Here is a 15,060-nt window from a genome sequence, read left to right on the forward strand (position 1 = left end):
CCTGACATGGCTGTATGCCAGAGACCGGTGACGAAGGCGGAAACTATGCCGAGCGTATCGCGGCCAACGCCGATGCGGAGAAGGACGCGTGGGGGATGACGCTCGAAGACATGAACGCGATGGCGGACGAACTCGAATCCGACGGGTGGAACGTCGTCAAAGTGGCTGCAACTCATACGGCCCCGGAAAACAAGGACGCCGGCGACACCGACCGGTTCGGGTTCGTCTACGTCATCCCGGACAACCACGCCGACGACCTCCGCGAGGCGGTCGAAGCGGGGACGTTCCCACAATATCGGGTCTTCCGAAAGGAGGTCAGTTCGCGTGTGTTCATGCTCACGCAGTTCCTCGACCCCGACACCGAAACGGTGATCCTTCTCGCCGGAACCTACGAGATGATGCACGCGCCAGGCTTGGTGAAAAACGCCATGAACGAGGACGAGATGTTCAGCTACGTCCAGACGTTGGACGGTACCGTCCACGGGACGTTCCGTCACGACGATTACACCAAGTTCTTCCCGAACCCGGAGAAGTACGAGAACTACGTCGTCGAGTCGCCGGTCGGCGATCACCACGAAGAATAGCTCCCGCCTTTTTTCCGATGTCGAAGTCCCGGTTTCGGAGTCTCAGTCCGATTTCACCCCTCACGCTTCGTAGGGTACAAGAAGGGTGAAACCGTATCCGGCGCGTATGAACGTTGCCGAAGCGATGACACCCAGGTCTGATGTGGTCACTGTCGAGCTTCCGGGCACGCGCGACGACGTGCTCGATTACTTGCAGGAACTGTCGTTTTCCTCCGTCCCTGTCGTTAAACAGACGGATGACGGCGAACAGTACCGTGGCCTCATATCGCGCGATGACCTCATCGAAAACCCCGACGAAGACCAACTCGCCATCCTGATGCGGGATGTCGCGACGACGACGCAGGACGCGTCCATCGAGGACGTTGCCGTCCTGATGTTGGAGGAACAAACCCGACGTGTCCCGGTCGTGGACGGTGAACTCGAAGGAATCGTCACCGTCACTGACGTCGTCCGAGCCATCGCCGAGAGCGAAGCGAACGGCGATACGGAAGTCGGCGAACTGGCGAGCCTCGACGTGAACACCTGCTACGTCGAGACGCCGCTGACGGTCGCCGAACGCGAAATCTACTACGCGAACGTGCCGTACGCGGTCACGCTCAACGAAGAGGGTGATATGGACGGAATCCTCACCGAAGTCGACATCATCGAAGTCGTGCGCGTGGTCGAAGGCGAGGACGACACCGGCGGCAGTATCGCGAACGAGGACGACGCGTGGATGTGGGAAGGAATCAAATCGGTCGGAAACAGTTACATCCCGACGCGAAACGTCCAAATCCCGTCCGCACCCGTCAGCGAGTTCATGACGGAGGACGTGGTGACGGTCTCGAAGCACAAGAAAGCGCGCGAGGTCGCCCAGACGATGCTCACGAACGATATCGAACAGGTCCCGCTCGTCAGCGGCGACCAACTCGTCGGCATCGTCCGAGACGTGAACTTGCTGGAGGCGCTAAAATGACGGATCTGGTAGAACTCGCCAAACGACGTGGGTTCTTCTTCCAGTCGTCGGAAGCCTACGGCGGTGTCTCGGGATTCTACGTCTACGGTCCGCAGGGCGCGGCACTCAAACGAAACATCGAGGACTCGTGGCGTGACCGCTTTCAGGTACAGGAGGGCCACCGCGAAATCGAAGCGCCGACCATCATGCCCGAACCCGTCTTCGAGGCGTCGGGCCATCTCGACGGCTTCGACGACATGCTGGTCGAGTGCCCGGAATGTGGCGAGAGCCACCGCGCCGACCACCTCATCGAGGACAACACGGACATCGAGGACGCGGAAGCCCTGCCGCTCGAAGAGGTCGGCGAACTCATCGCCGACAACGACCTCCACTGTCCGACCTGTGATACCCCGCTCGCAGGCGAACCGGTCGAGGATTTCAACCTCATGTTCGAGACGGACATCGGCCCCGGTTCGGGCCAACCCGGCTACCTGCGTCCGGAGACGGCACAGGGCATCTTCGTGGAATTTCCGCGGCTCAAGGAGTACGCCCGCAATAGCCTCCCGTTCGGTATCACCCAGGTCGGGAAGGCGTACCGGAACGAAATCAGCCCCCGGAAATCCATCATTCGCGTCCGTGAGTTCACGCAAGCCGAACTCGAACACTTCATCGACCCCGAAACCGACGAACCGCCGCTCCATCTGGTCGAGGACATCGAGGTGATGCTGTACTCCGCCGTCGAGCAGAACGCCGACGAAGGCGAGTACATCTACACGACCATCGGCGAGGCGGTCGAAGAGGGTATCATCGCCAGCGACTGGATCGCCTACTACCTCGGCGTCGGCCAGGAGTGGTACGAGCGAATCGGCGTGGACATGGACCGCTTCCGGTTCCGCCAACACCTCGAAGGCGAGCGGGCTCACTATTCGAGCGACTGTTGGGACGCCGAAGCGGAAATCGACGGCGACTGGGTGGAGATAACCGGTTACTCCTACCGGAGCGACTACGACCTCTCGAAACACGACACCTACTCCGACGAGGACTTCACCCTCTTCCGGCAGTACGACGAGCCGAAAGTGGTCGAACGTGCGACCGTCGACCCCGACATGAGCTATCTCGGTCCCGAATTCGGCGGGGCGGCCGCCGACATCTCCGAGGCGCTCCAGACGCTCGCGGAACGCGACCGCACCGCGTTCGACGGCGACGCGGTAACCGTCGAAGCCGACGGCGACTCCTACACGGTTCCGGTCGAGAAAACCGGGTTCAGCGTCGACGAAGTCAAGGAATCCGGCGAGCACATCACGCCGCACGTCGTCGAACCGTCCATCGGTATCGGTCGCGTGCTCTACACCGTCCTCGACCACGCGTACGAGACGGACGAAATCGAAGGCGAGACGCGAACGCGGTTGGCACTCGAACCCGAACTCGCGCCGACGACGGTCGGCGTCTTCCCGCTCATGGACAAGGACGGTATGGGCGAGCAGGCTCGGGAAATCGCGGCCGAACTCAGAACGCACGGCTTCGACGCCACCTACGACGATTCGGGTAACATCGGCCGTCGGTATCGCCGACAGGACGAAGTCGGCACGCCGTTCTGCGTGACGGTCGATTACGAAGGGTTGGAAGACGGCACCGTGACCCTCCGTGAACGGGATTCGACCGACCAGGTCCGCGTTGCCGTCTCCGACCTTCCGGATTTCCTCTCCGAACTCCGGAGCGGTGACCGCGCCTTCTCGGACCTCTAACCGTGTCGGGCGAAGTCAAGCGCAGACTGGTACACGTCAGCGGAACCGGACTCCCGGCGCTGTACCTGTTGGGCCTGCTGAAGTGGCAGCAACTGCGCTGGCTTCTCCTCGTCGGTTCGGCTGTCGCGCTCGTCCTCGAAATCCTTCGCCTGTTCGTCGGTCTCGACTGGCGGATTTACGACGAGCTCACGCGTTCGTACGAACAGGACAACCTCGCGGGGTACGCGCTGTACTTCTTCGGAATGACGGCGACTGCGTGGGTGTTCGAACCGCGAATCGCCATCCCGGCGATGCTCATGCTGACCATCGCCGACCCCATCAGTGGTCTCATCGGATCCGGGGAACTGGGAATCAAAGCGGCTCACACCCTTCTCGTCACGTTTGCCGTCTGTCTCCTCATCGCGTCCGTCCTCGGACTGCCGTTCCCCGCCGCAGTTCTCGGCGCAATCGCGGCGACCCTCGCGGACGGCATGAAACCCGTCATCGCGGGCTACGTCATCGACGACAACCTCACGATTCCTCTCGGTGCCGCCGTGGCGATGTTCGTCGCGCTTCGGTATCTGCCGATGCTGTTCTGATCCTCTCACCTCTCAGGTCGTCGTGGTTCCGTCTTCCCGTATAAACCTTTGCCGACCACTTTCACCTCGCTACACGAACCCTTTAACCGAATGACGACCAAACTCACGACGAATGGCGACCACGGACACGGAACAGAACTACGTGGAACACCCCTATCTCGCTCCCTCGTTCATCGAGCGGCGACTCTACCAGATTCAACTCGCCGGAACCGCACGCAACGATCACACGCTCGTCTGTCTCCCGACTGGGTTGGGAAAGACGACCGTTAGCTTACTCGTCACGGCGGAGCGGTTCAACGAGGTGGGTGGCAAGTCCCTCTTCCTCGCGCCGACGAAACCGCTGGTGAATCAGCACGCGGATTTCTATCGGCAAGCCCTCTCGATACCCGACGAGGACATCGTCGTGTTCACCGGCGAGGTCCGCCCGGACGAGCGTTCGAAGCTGTGGAAGTCGGCGAAAGTCATCATCGCCACGCCACAGGTCGTGGAAAACGACATCGTCGGCGGGCGAATCGACCTCGGCCCGGTGACCCACATCACCTTCGACGAGTGTCATCGCGCGACCGGTGACTACGCGTACAACTACATCGCCGAACGGTACCATTCGGACGCACACGACCCGCTCGTTACCGGGATGAGCGCGTCGCCGGGCGGCGACAAGGAGTCGATCATGGAGGTGTGTGAAAACCTCGGCCTGCACGAAGTCGAGGTGATGACCGAGGACGACAGCGACGTTTCGACGTACACCCACGACACGGACGTGGAGTGGGTCCGCGTACAACTCCCCGACAACATCATCGAAATCCGGGATGCGCTGAACGAGGTCATCAAGGACCGGTTGGAACGCCTGAAAACCCTCGGCGTCATCAACACCACGCGACCTGACGTGTCCCAGAAGGACCTGAACAAGGTTCGCGGCGAGTTGCAGAAACTCATCAATAACGACCAGTCGGAGGGGTACAAGGGTATGTCCGCCCACGCGGAGGTGATGAAACTCCGCCGTGCGGTCGAACTCGCGGAGACCCAGAGCGTCGAATCCCTCCGTCGGTATTTCGAACGCCAACGCAACGCCGCCCGCTCGTCGGGTGCGTCGAAGGCGAGCCAACGGTTCGTCTCCGACCCCAAGGTACAGGAGGCGATGCGGAAGGCGACCCAATACGACGACCGACACCCCAAGTTCCGCAAGGCACACACCTACCTCGCCCAGACGCTCGTGGACGGCGGCCAGCGAATCATCGTCTTCACCGAATCGCGCGATACGGCCGAGACGCTGACGGAATTCTTCAACGAAAACTTCGACGCCCGACGGTTCGTCGGACAGGGAGACAAGGACGGGAGCGACGGAATGACCCAGAAGGAACAGCAGGAGGCGCTCGACAACTTTCGGGCCGGCGAGTTCGAAGTGCTCGTCTCGACATCCGTTGCGGAGGAAGGCCTGGACGTGCCGGAAGTGGATTTGGTGCTGTTTTACGAACCCGTTCCGACCGCGGTGCGATCTATTCAGCGCAAAGGACGGACAGGTCGGCAGGCACAGGGCCAGGTTGTCGTCCTGCTCGCCGAGGACACCCGCGACGAGGCGTACTTCTGGATCTCCAAGCGTCGGGAGGACGAAATGGAAGCCGAGTTGCGGAAACTCAAGGGCGTCGCCAAGGAAGTCGAGGAGGAACTGGACGACTCACAGCAGACGCTCGGGTCGTTCGGCGGCGACGGGAACGGGGCGAACGAAGTGAGCCACGGACTACAGGAGTTCGATACGAAGTCGGCGGACGACACGGGTGAGAAAAACGCCGACAGTGACGCTAGCGCGGACGACGAAACCGCCCCCGACGGCGTCGTGGCGACGGCGCGCAAACGCGACAACTCCGACAACGTCGAAATCGTCGCCGACCAGCGTGAACTCGACGCGAACATCGCCCGCGACCTCTCCGCGCGGGACGGCGTGGACGTTCGCCTCGAAACGCTCGCCGTCGGCGACTACGTTCTGAGCGACCGGGTCGCAGTCGAGCGCAAATCGGTGAGCGACTTCCTCGATACGCTCGTCGGAAGCGACCGATCGATGTTCGAGCAAGTCGGGGACATGAACCGCCACTACGCCCGCCCCGTCGTCATCATCGAAGGCGAGGATCTCTACGAACAGCGTAACGTCCACCCGAACGCGGTTCGCGGTGCAATCGCTTCGCTTGCAGTCGATTTCGGCGCGAGCGTCCTCCGAACGGAAGACGAGAAGGACACGACGGATTTGCTCGAAGTCATCGCCACGCGGGAACAGGAGGTCGCACAGCGTGAGGTTTCGGTGCACGGTGACAAACACTCGAAGACGCGTTCCGAACAACAGGAGTACGTCGTCGCCTCCATCGCGGACATCGGTCCAGTCACTGCTCGTGCTTTATTGGAAGCGTTCGGGTCCGTACAAGCGGTCATGACCGCTTCGAAAGACGAGCTTATGGAGACACAGGGCGTCGGCGAGATAACCGCCGACCGAATCCGCGAGGTCGTGGCCGAGGCGTACGACCCGTAACCGGTGGTTACTGCCCGACAGCAGTGGTGTTTACCGACCACATCCGTACAGTCGGTCAGCACAGCCTAAATCCGGTCATTTCCCGCTCGTATGGGACGAATGAACGTGGGTAAACGTCGTGAACAGTCACTACGCTTTAATCCGTCACCCTCATTTACCCGATAGAGAGTAAACTATGTTACCCCGTCCCATGAGGGAGTATGACGAGGAGGAGTGGGAGGTCGAAAAGCGGTACGGAAAACCGCAACACGAGGTTAGCCGCTCGACGAGCGAGCAGGAACTGTACGGCGACCCACAGCACGCCGTAGCGGACGAGCACTCGCACGGCAACTCGGATTTCGACCTCGACCTCGGATACGCCTTGGACGTCACGCGACTCGACTTCGTGCAGGAAGTCAGTAGCACGGAGCACCAACTCCTGTTCGCTGTTGAACGATAGTCGCGAGAATCGTTCGCCTCGACGCTTTTTGATTCGACTTATCGATTCGCCCGGTCGAGCGCAGCGAGCGCTTCCGCCGCTTCTCGCGTTGCGGCCAGCAGTTCACGCGAATAGCCCACATCGTTCGTGCTTTCGGCCTCCCTCGTGAGGGTCGTCAGTTTTCGAACCAGTGCGTTCCGTGCCTCGGTGAGGTCACCCGCTTCACCTGTCGTCTGCGTTCGTCCTGATGTTCGTGGCTCGGGTTGCCGTGGCCGTTCGTCCGCCTCGTTTCCGCTCGTTTGACTCGGCGGCGCACGTCGCGCTCGATGCGTCGGCGGTTGCTGAGACGGTGGGCGCTGTGGGGTCGGATGCGGCGGTTGATTCTCCGGTTGACTCCGCTGTTGTGGCTGGTCCGGTTCCGCCGGTTCGGTCTCGATTTCGCTCACGTTCTGATTCGTGGCCTCAACGGCCGATTCATCCGCGGTCGCTTCCTCGTTTTCCCCCGCCGATTCGGACGCTTCCTGCTGGCACGTCGAACAGAACTCGTTTCCGTCGTAGCGAAAAATGGGGTCACCGCAGGTGTCGCAGTGCTTTCCCGTCATCGTCGCACCTTGCAACAGCAGTTCGCTCATCCGCTGGGTCGACTTTCGCTCCTTCCTATCGTCTTCGTACTGCTGGCGGAGTTTCTCTCGCTCCGCTTCCTTATCGAAGTCACTCATGAGCGAACCAAGACCCTCCAAACTCTTGCCCCTTTCCCTCACCCCGAGGTTTATATACGAAACCGGGGCCAGAACCGCCGTGTCGAAGATTCCATTCAGCGACCTCGAAGCCGCTACGTACTGCCCGCGAAAACTCTACTATCGACGGACGGACGACATCACCGTCCCGGACACCGTCACCGAACGACGCGAACTCGCGTATCAGTACGACCGATTGATCGATGCGCCCACCTCCGAACTCGCGGACCTCCCGTTAGAAGTCTCACCCGACCGATTCCGGGAGAATCTCGAACGCGCAACACACCTTGAAGACTGGGAAACCCTCGCCGACCCATCGGAACGCGACCGACTCGTCGAGGGAAAGGATTGTCGCGGAATCGTTCACAAAGTCCTCGACGGCGACCCGCCAGTTCCGTCGATGATCTTTACCGGAACGCCACCCGAAACGGGTATCTGGGAGCCACAGAGCGTCCGAGTCATCGCCGCAGCGAAGGCGCTCTCGTGGGAGTACGAACGGATGATCGAACGCGCGTTCGTGGAGTATCCGGCACACGGTATCGTGCGTAAAATCGCCCTCTCGACGCGCCGGAAGGCGGCGTATCGGCGCGTTCTTCGCACCGCCCGCGCCATCGACGGCCCACCGCCACGACTGACGAACACGTCGAAATGCGACGCCTGTGAGTATCGAACCGAATGCGGGGTGAAAACCAGAACGCTTCGCTCACTCCTCGGCGGCTAGCCACGCTTCGATCGCGTCGGCGTTTTCGCCGCGGCGGAGGATCTCCCCCCGTTCGATGTTCACCACGGTGCTTCCGGTCCCGCCGGTTTCACCGCCGTCGATGACGACTGCGGCGGCATCCCGAATCTCGTCGTCGAGTTCGTCGAGCAGCGTGACGCTTCCCCGGCCGCTCACGTTGGCACTCGTGCTGGTGATGGGTGAGACTCGCCGGAGCAGTTCCAGCGCGAGCGGTTGGTCCGGAATCCGAATCCCGACGTGGGAGCGCCCGCCCGTGAGGAGGTCCGGAACGACGTCCCGCTTCTCACAGAGCACGGTCACCGGTCCGGGAAGGAATTCGTCCATGAACGCCGTTTCGCGTGTCGTCGGGCGGACGTACTCCCGTGCGGTCTCCACGTTCGGAACCGCGAGCGAAATCGGTTTCTCGCGCGCTCGTCGCTTCGCGTCGAACACACGCTCGATGGCTGTGGAGTCCACCGCGTCGGCAGCGAGGCCGTACACCGTTTCGGTGGGATAGACCACGAGTTCCCCATTTCGGATGGCACGCGCCGCCCTGTCGAGTTCGTCTTCGTGCGTGTCGTCTCGTTCGTCGTTCATACCTGACGTTGTGGGTTCCACGAAAAAAGCGTAGCGTCGTCCGTTCTCGATTCAGCCTTCGATGGCACTTTCGACTTCGTCGTAGTCCGGGAAGTCGGGCCACTCGGTCGCGACCCACGCGTACTCCACGGTGCGGTCCTCGTCCAAGAGGAACATCGCCGGTCGCGGTTCGCTGATGCCTTCCATCCCGTCCAGGTCGTTCACGATGCCGTAGTCTTCCGCGACGTCGTTCGCGGGGTCGCTGAACAGGCTATACTCGATTTCGCGCTCCTCGATGAGGGTCTTGTGCTCGTACGGCGACGAGATCGACAGGCCGACGATTTGCACGTCGTACGTGTCGTCCCACGCGCGGTCACGCAGTTCGTTCCACACGTAGGTCGCCGGGAACGCGCCGTCCATGCTGTGGAAGACGAGCAGGGTCCGTCCGTCGGCCGTGATATCCGACAGGGAGGCGTTCTCCCAGAACTCCGTGTTGACCAGCGGGCGAGTGAAATCGGGGACCGTCTCGCCGATTTCCGGGTGGTCCGCTTCACCGAGTTCGACCACGTCGAAGTCAGGCATTATTCGGCCCCTCCGTAGGTATTTTCGAGGTACTGGACGATGTTCGCGCTCTCGCTCATCGTTACGCCCGTGTTCCCGTCCACGATGGCCGGGACGGTTCGTTTGCCGCTGATGCGTTTGACGACGTTTCGATCCGAGTGCATGGGTTCGATGAATCGCGACTGGTACGGGAGGTCGTACTCCTGTAGTTTTCGAACCACGCGCTCGCAGTACGGACACGCCTGCAGTCGGTACAGCGTGATGGCCGGATTTGTCGCCTCGGTGCTCATACACCCTGATTGGGCCGAAACACGTGTAAGGTCTTCGTTCTCGGCAGTTTCGCTCGATATTTAGCAGGGAAAAGGATAAAGAGTTAATCCCGCTGACGGTCAAGATGGGTTATCAAATGGGACTCTCTCCGACACTCATCGCCCTCTCACAGACTGCGCCACTGAATAGTATGCTGGACGTTCAGCCCAACGGACCGATCGTCCGGTGGGGCGGGATCGTCCTCATTTTCGTGCTTCTCTTACTGTCTGCGTTCTTCTCCTCCTCGGAAATTGCTATGTTTTCGCTCGCGAAGCATCGCATCGACGCGCTCGTCGAAGACGGCGTTCCGGGGGCGAAAATAGTCAAATCGCTGAAAAGCGACCCCCACCGACTGCTCGTGACGATTCTCGTCGGTAACAATATCGTCAACATCGCGATGTCGTCCATCGCGACGGTCATCGTCGGCTACTACTTCGACCCCGGTGTGGCCGTCCTCGTCTCCACGTTCGGCATTACGACGCTCGTCCTGTTGTTCGGAGAGATCGCGCCGAAATCGTACGCGGTCGAGAACACGGAGTCATGGTCGCTCAGAATCGCCCGACCGCTCAAGTACTCCGAGACGCTTCTCATGCCGCTCGTCATCCTCTTCGACCATCTCACGCGAGCGATAAACAGCGTCACGGGCGGCCAATCGGCCATCGAGACGTCGTACGTGACCCGCGACGAGATTCAGAACATGATTCAGACCGGCGAGCGCGAGGGTGTCATCGAGGAGGACGAACGCGAGATGCTTCAACGGATCTTCCGGTTCAACAACACCATCGCCAAGGAGGTGATGACGCCCCGCCTCGACATGACCGCCGTTCCCCAGGATTCGAGCGTTGACGAGGCCATCGAGACGCTCGTCCAGTCGGGTCACGAGCGCGTTCCGGTGTACGAGGGGAGTCTTGACAACGTCATCGGCATCGTCACCGTTCGTGACCTCGTTCGAGAGAAGAACTACGGCGAAACGACGCCGGACGGACTGAAACTCAGCAACCTGATTCAGCCGACCCTCCACGTCCCCGAGAGCAAGAACGTGGACGAACTGCTGACGGAGATGCGCGAAAACCGGATGCAGATGGTCATCGTCATCGACGAGTTCGGAACGACGGAGGGACTGGTCACCATGGAGGACATGGTCGAAGAAATCGTCGGCGAAATCCTCGACGGCGAGGAAGAAGAACCGATAGAGCGCATCGACGAGGACACCGTCATCGTCCGCGGCGAGGTCAACATCGACGAAGTGAACGAGGCGATGGAAATCGAACTGCCGGAGGGAGAGGAGTTCGAGACCATCGCCGGATTCATCTTCAACCGGGCGGGCAGACTCGTGGAGGAAGGAGAGGACATCGACTACGACGGGGTTCGCCTCCACGTCGAACAGGTCGAAAACACCCGTATCATGAAAGCCCGCATCTCGCGCTTGGATGACGATACAATCGACGAAACCATCGAGGAAGGCGTCGAATCCGGCGCGGAATAGCGGTCGCTGATGGCCGTTTACTGATCGCCCGAAAAATGGATGTCGCCCGTCCGAACAACGGGGCGATTTATTCGACCGGCGTTACTTCTTCCTCTTCTCGCACATGCTCTTCCCGCAACTGCTCTTCCTGTGCGTGGTCGAACTGGCCTTCACCGAGCGCGATGAGGAACGTCCCCATGAGGTCGAGCGGCAACGTGAAGAACGTCACCAACCCCAGCACGCCTGCGGTCATGCTACCGTACCAGTTGTGACCGCGATAGGGCCGACGCGCCACCCGCGAACTCGATGACCGAGAACACGAGGACGACCCCACCGGCAGTCGCAGCACCAAGCCCACTCAACCCGAGGAGCGAAATACCCGCACTCGTGATGAGGAGTCCAAGTCCAACGATTGCGCCGATAACCCCCGCTAACATCAGCAGGAAGCCACCTGCTTTGTACGTTCGTGGCGTATACGTTGTTTCTCTCTCAACTACTCGGTCTGTTGTTGCCATACTATTTCCCCCGGGTAGACGGAGGGGAGTTTCGCATTTAGCGCCGTCGTCCGTTTAAGAAATTGGATTCCTTTCCGACTCGCTCTGTCCCCCATTACTTCCATCTGACACAGTACGATTTCGTAAACGAACGTCGTACTTTTGCTGACCAAGCGTCTACAGGAGAAGGTGGTGAATCGATGGTGAATATTCCGCATCTCCGATTTCTGGACGACGACGAACAGGAAGAGCAAGCACATCCACTCGGTATACGAACCCTCCGAAAATCGGGCGGTTCGATAGTCGTCACGATTCCGCCGGACGTAATGGAACTCGTCAATATGAGCGTGGACGACGACGTCGTCATACACGCGGCTTCCGACTCGATTACACTGACGAAGCTTCCAGAACAGGAGTAGCGATTTTGTCGGGGTGGTAATCGACCGTTGAACTGGAACGCGAAATGGCAACTGTTAATAGTCGGGCGTCGCCATTCAATGCAATGAATCTAATTCATATGATGTTGGCGTGCTGGATCGTGCTCTCGCTCGTCGGCGCGACGTTTTTGTACTGGCACAACTCCACGGAACAGCTCACACAGTGGTAACTCTCGGTTCGTGAAGCGTACCGAACAACCACTGCAATCGAGTTAAAACGAAACGTTCGTTTCCATGCCGTCGGTCGCGTCGTCCAAACCGTCCTGCTGGATGTCTCCTGTCATTCTATCCGATATCTCTCGATCCTGTAGGATGTTCTCGAACTCGTTTGTATACTGTTGGTTCATCGCTCTTGCCTCGTCTTTGGCTTCGAGGACGCGTTGATAGTGTCGCACGGTTGCCTCGCTGACGTCGAGTTCCGCCGCGCAATCAGCCGTCGAAACGCCGTCGTTGACGAGCATTCGGAGGCGCTCGATCTCGAACGGAGCCTCGGTATCCGAGAGCGTGAACAGATGGAGATCGATTCGGGAACGGGCCACCGACTCTTCTCGCTCGCCGAGCTCGGCGGCGATTTCGTCGTCGTCTTCACCCGCGTAGAATCGCCGAACGACCGCCGTCAACTGCTCGTCGTCGAGCGTCGTGTCGAACTCGTATCGGTCCCTCATTTCCGTCACGACGGCGAGCAGCTGCTCTTGGATTTTCTCCTCCGTGCTGAGTGAGCCGTGCGTCTCTTCCTGCCGCTCCGTGACTGTCGCCTCGTCCGTCATATTCAGGAACATGTCACGGAGTTCCTCGGTCTTCTTATCCATAGCGCGTAGCTGATGCTTGGATCGTATAAAAACCTGTTGGGCAGTGTGTGATATTTCTCCCTGCCGTCTGAAACAAGCGCTCGTCAACCGAAGTTCTAATACTGGTTGACGGGAGATGGTCTTCCATGTCAACCGAAACCGAGTCCGTCGAACTCGTCGGCGAACAGACCGTCGGGAACATCGCCCGTACCGCGATGTTCGCCGCTATCATCGGTGCGTTCGCGTACGTTTCGTTTCCGAACCCACTGGCACCAAACATTCCCATCACCCTGCAAGTGCTCGGCGTTTTCCTCGCCGGAATCTTTCTCGGCCCACTTTGGGGGTCCGCATCGCTCGTCCTTTACCTCGTCGCGGGTGTCGTCGGTGCGCCCGTCTTCGCCAATGGCTCCGCCGGATTGGCCGAACTCCAGGGTTTGACCGGTGGCTACCTCATCTCGTACCCTTTCGCTGCCTTCGCCATCGGCGCAATCGTTCATAACGGGTTGACGCTCCGCGACCCCAAGTCCGCGAGCATCGTTCGCCTTGTCGGCGGGATGGTCGTCGGAACTGCCATCATCTACGCTTTCGGGACCATCGGGTTCTCCTACTACGGCAACTACGGACTCGCCGATGCGTTCATGCTTTCGGCGGTCGCGTTCATCCCCTTCGAAGCGTTCAAAATCGCCGCCGCGGTCGGCATCGTCCGGAGCGACCGCGTCACGGCCGAATGAAACTCGAACAACGGCGCAATGATAACCACGCAAAATCTCGTCCATCGGTTCGGGGATGCGACGGCACTCGACGGTATCTCGCTCACGATTCCCGACGGGGAGTTCGTCGTGATATCCGGCCCGAACGGGAGCGGCAAGACGACGCTCGTCCGGCATTTCAACGGCCTCCTCACGTCCGACGACGGGGACGTACTGGTGGACGACACGCCGGTCGAGGACGACCTCGTGGCCGCCCGAACCCGCGTCGGCATGGTGTTCCAGCATCCGCGGGACACCTTCGTCTCCGCGACCGTCGGCGCGGACGTGGCGTTCGGTCCGGAGAATTTGGGTTGCTCCCACGAGGAAATCGACCGCCGAGTCGATGAGTCCCTGTCCGCGGTCGGGATGGCCGACCGCCGGGACGCGCGTATCGACACGCTCTCCGGCGGGGAGTGCCAGCGCGTCGCCATCGCTGGCGCGCTGGCGATGGAACCCGACCACCTCGTGCTGGACGAACCGTTCACGGGACTGGACGGTCCCGCACGCGAGTCGGTCGTCTCCCACCTCGCTACCCTCTCGGAACGCGGCACCGGAATCATCGTCGTCACCCACGACCTGCGTGACGTCTGGTCGCTCGCCGACCGGGCAATCGCGCTTCGGGACGGAGAAATCGCGGTCGATGGCCCGCCCGAAAAAATCGCGGACGACCTCTCCCGTCTCGGGATCAACACGCCACACGCTGCAGACACACCACACGCGGAAACACCATGACGCTGGCATTCCGCTCGAACGGAGCGTTCGCCGAGGGAGTCGATGCCCGCGTGAAACTCCTGTTCCAGACGATATTCGCCCTCGCGGCGCTCGCGCACACGACGCCGCTCGGACTTGCAATCCTGACAGGCGTCGTCGCAGTCGTTCTCCTCGGAAGTTCCACGTCGCCGCTGTGGGTCCTCCGCGAGTTTCGGTACGTGTTTCCGTTCCTCCTCGGCGGGCCAGCGTTCGCGGCGCTCACGCTCGGCCCGCCGTGGGTCGTTCCGGCGGACGCCGTCGCGCCCGCATTGGCGAGTTATCGCGTCGTGCTCGTCCTCTGTGTGAGCGCGGCCTTCGTCCGAACCACGCCCGTCCGGGAATCGCGCGCGGCGGTCCAGTGGTTACTCCCCGGTCGCGTCGGCCAGTTTTTGGGAATGGGAGTCGCTTTCGTCTTCCGGTTTCTCCCCGTTCTGCAGTCCGACCTGCGCGCCATTCGGGATGCGATGGCCGCTCGCCTCGGCACCGAACGCTCGCTCGTCGAGCGGATGGAACTCGTCGGGTCGGCGGGACTGGCGCGGGCGTTCGACCGTGCCGACACGTTTTCGCTCGCGCTCCGCGCTCGCTGTTTCGCGTGGAACCCGACGCTTCCCCGTCTGGCGATTTCGCGGCGCGACCTACCGGTCTTCCTGATGACAATATCGCTTCTCGCGTGGACGTTCGTATAAACTCACAACACGT

At 60.8% G+C, this 15,060-nt stretch carries 19 protein-coding genes; 12 read left to right on the forward strand and 7 right to left on the reverse strand.

Annotation, left to right across the window (positions count from 1 at the left end; genetic code table 11):
• Window positions 1-14: 14 nt before the first annotated feature.
• The 6 genes from A4G99_RS04985 to A4G99_RS05010 all read left to right on the forward strand — a co-directional run bounded on the left by A4G99_RS04985 (window position 15) and on the right by A4G99_RS05010 (window position 6,798).
• Complete coding sequence (locus A4G99_RS04985) at window positions 15-584, forward strand: hypothetical protein (protein ID WP_066140193.1); 570 nt, start codon at window positions 15-17, stop codon at window positions 582-584.
• Between the two features lie 106 nt (window positions 585-690).
• On the forward strand, window positions 691-1,539 hold the full coding sequence (locus tag A4G99_RS04990) for a CBS domain-containing protein (RefSeq protein WP_066140195.1): 849 nt from the start codon (window positions 691-693) through the stop codon (window positions 1,537-1,539).
• Window positions 1,536-3,263, forward strand: coding sequence for a glycine--tRNA ligase (glyS, locus tag A4G99_RS04995; protein WP_066140202.1), 1,728 nt, complete (start codon window positions 1,536-1,538; stop codon window positions 3,261-3,263). The genes A4G99_RS04990 and glyS overlap by 4 nt, the downstream gene beginning before the upstream one ends.
• A gap of 2 nt (window positions 3,264-3,265) precedes the next feature.
• Complete coding sequence (locus A4G99_RS05000) at window positions 3,266-3,841, forward strand: dolichol kinase (RefSeq protein WP_066140205.1); 576 nt, start codon at window positions 3,266-3,268, stop codon at window positions 3,839-3,841.
• 112 nt (window positions 3,842-3,953) lie between these two features.
• Entirely contained in the window at window positions 3,954-6,359 is a 2,406-nt protein-coding gene (locus A4G99_RS05005; protein ID WP_066140207.1) for a DEAD/DEAH box helicase, read from the forward strand.
• A 190-nt stretch (window positions 6,360-6,549) separates the two neighbouring features.
• Complete coding sequence (locus tag A4G99_RS05010; protein WP_066140208.1) at window positions 6,550-6,798, forward strand: hypothetical protein; 249 nt, start codon at window positions 6,550-6,552, stop codon at window positions 6,796-6,798.
• Window positions 6,799-6,836: 38 nt separating this feature from the next.
• Here the strand turns inward: A4G99_RS05010 and A4G99_RS05015 are convergent, their stop codons facing one another.
• Complete coding sequence (locus A4G99_RS05015) at window positions 6,837-7,496, reverse strand: Sjogren's syndrome/scleroderma autoantigen 1 family protein (protein ID WP_066142340.1); 660 nt, start codon at window positions 7,494-7,496, stop codon at window positions 6,837-6,839.
• 79 nt (window positions 7,497-7,575) lie between these two features.
• Here A4G99_RS05015 and A4G99_RS05020 point away from each other — a divergent pair, with 79 nt between their 5' ends.
• Window positions 7,576-8,235 (forward strand): hypothetical protein, encoded by a 660-nt coding sequence (locus A4G99_RS05020; protein WP_066140211.1) that lies wholly within the window; start codon window positions 7,576-7,578, stop codon window positions 8,233-8,235.
• On the opposite strand, the gene A4G99_RS05025 is transcribed toward A4G99_RS05020, so the two are convergent.
• From A4G99_RS05025 to A4G99_RS05035, 3 genes are read right to left on the reverse strand one after another with little or no spacing between them, the layout of a single operon-like run.
• On the reverse strand, window positions 8,218-8,829 hold the full coding sequence (locus tag A4G99_RS05025; RefSeq protein WP_066140214.1) for an L-threonylcarbamoyladenylate synthase: 612 nt from the start codon (window positions 8,827-8,829) through the stop codon (window positions 8,218-8,220). The two genes, A4G99_RS05020 and A4G99_RS05025, sit on opposite strands and share 18 nt — an antisense overlap.
• A gap of 51 nt (window positions 8,830-8,880) precedes the next feature.
• Window positions 8,881-9,390, reverse strand: coding sequence for a redoxin domain-containing protein (locus A4G99_RS05030; RefSeq protein ID WP_066140218.1), 510 nt, complete (start codon window positions 9,388-9,390; stop codon window positions 8,881-8,883).
• The gene (locus tag A4G99_RS05035; RefSeq protein WP_066140220.1) at window positions 9,390-9,659 is read right to left on the reverse strand and encodes a glutathione S-transferase N-terminal domain-containing protein; all 270 of its coding nucleotides are present in this window, start codon (window positions 9,657-9,659) and stop codon (window positions 9,390-9,392) included. The genes A4G99_RS05030 and A4G99_RS05035 overlap by 1 nt, the downstream gene beginning before the upstream one ends.
• A 116-nt stretch (window positions 9,660-9,775) precedes the next feature.
• On the opposite strand from A4G99_RS05035, the gene A4G99_RS05040 reads away from it, so the two are divergent.
• A complete protein-coding gene (locus tag A4G99_RS05040; RefSeq protein ID WP_082837710.1) occupies window positions 9,776-11,164 on the forward strand; it encodes a hemolysin family protein in 1,389 nt (462 codons plus the stop codon).
• Window positions 11,165-11,231: 67 nt separating this feature from the next.
• Here A4G99_RS05040 and A4G99_RS25705 read toward each other — a convergent pair whose 3' ends face one another.
• Entirely contained in the window at window positions 11,232-11,396 is a 165-nt protein-coding gene (locus A4G99_RS25705; RefSeq protein WP_190303689.1) for a hypothetical protein, read from the reverse strand.
• Window position 11,397: 1 nt separating this feature from the next.
• Complete coding sequence (locus A4G99_RS05045; RefSeq protein WP_150123038.1) at window positions 11,398-11,658, reverse strand: hypothetical protein; 261 nt, start codon at window positions 11,656-11,658, stop codon at window positions 11,398-11,400.
• Between the two features lie 179 nt (window positions 11,659-11,837).
• On the opposite strand from A4G99_RS05045, the gene A4G99_RS05050 reads away from it, so the two are divergent.
• A complete protein-coding gene (locus tag A4G99_RS05050) occupies window positions 11,838-12,056 on the forward strand; it encodes an AbrB/MazE/SpoVT family DNA-binding domain-containing protein (RefSeq protein ID WP_150123039.1) in 219 nt (72 codons plus the stop codon).
• A 230-nt stretch (window positions 12,057-12,286) separates the two neighbouring features.
• Here the strand turns inward: A4G99_RS05050 and A4G99_RS05055 are convergent, their stop codons facing one another.
• Window positions 12,287-12,883 (reverse strand): conditioned medium-induced protein 4, encoded by a 597-nt coding sequence (locus A4G99_RS05055; RefSeq protein WP_066140231.1) that lies wholly within the window; start codon window positions 12,881-12,883, stop codon window positions 12,287-12,289.
• 125 nt (window positions 12,884-13,008) lie between these two features.
• Here A4G99_RS05055 and A4G99_RS05060 point away from each other — a divergent pair, with 125 nt between their 5' ends.
• Genes A4G99_RS05060 through A4G99_RS05070 form a run of 3 tightly spaced genes read left to right on the forward strand, consistent with a single transcriptional unit; the run spans window position 13,009 to window position 15,047 of the window.
• Entirely contained in the window at window positions 13,009-13,593 is a 585-nt protein-coding gene (locus A4G99_RS05060) for a biotin transporter BioY (protein WP_066140234.1), read from the forward strand.
• Window positions 13,594-13,611: 18 nt separating this feature from the next.
• Window positions 13,612-14,343, forward strand: a complete 732-nt coding sequence (locus A4G99_RS05065; RefSeq protein WP_066140238.1) for an energy-coupling factor ABC transporter ATP-binding protein — start codon at window positions 13,612-13,614, stop codon at window positions 14,341-14,343.
• Entirely contained in the window at window positions 14,340-15,047 is a 708-nt protein-coding gene (locus tag A4G99_RS05070; protein ID WP_066140241.1) for an energy-coupling factor transporter transmembrane protein EcfT, read from the forward strand. The genes A4G99_RS05065 and A4G99_RS05070 overlap by 4 nt, the downstream gene beginning before the upstream one ends.
• Window positions 15,048-15,060 lie beyond the last annotated feature (13 nt).

Origin of the sequence: Haladaptatus sp. R4, assembly GCF_001625445.1 — an archaeon.
Classification (GTDB): Archaea; Halobacteriota; Halobacteria; order Halobacteriales; family Haladaptataceae; genus Haladaptatus.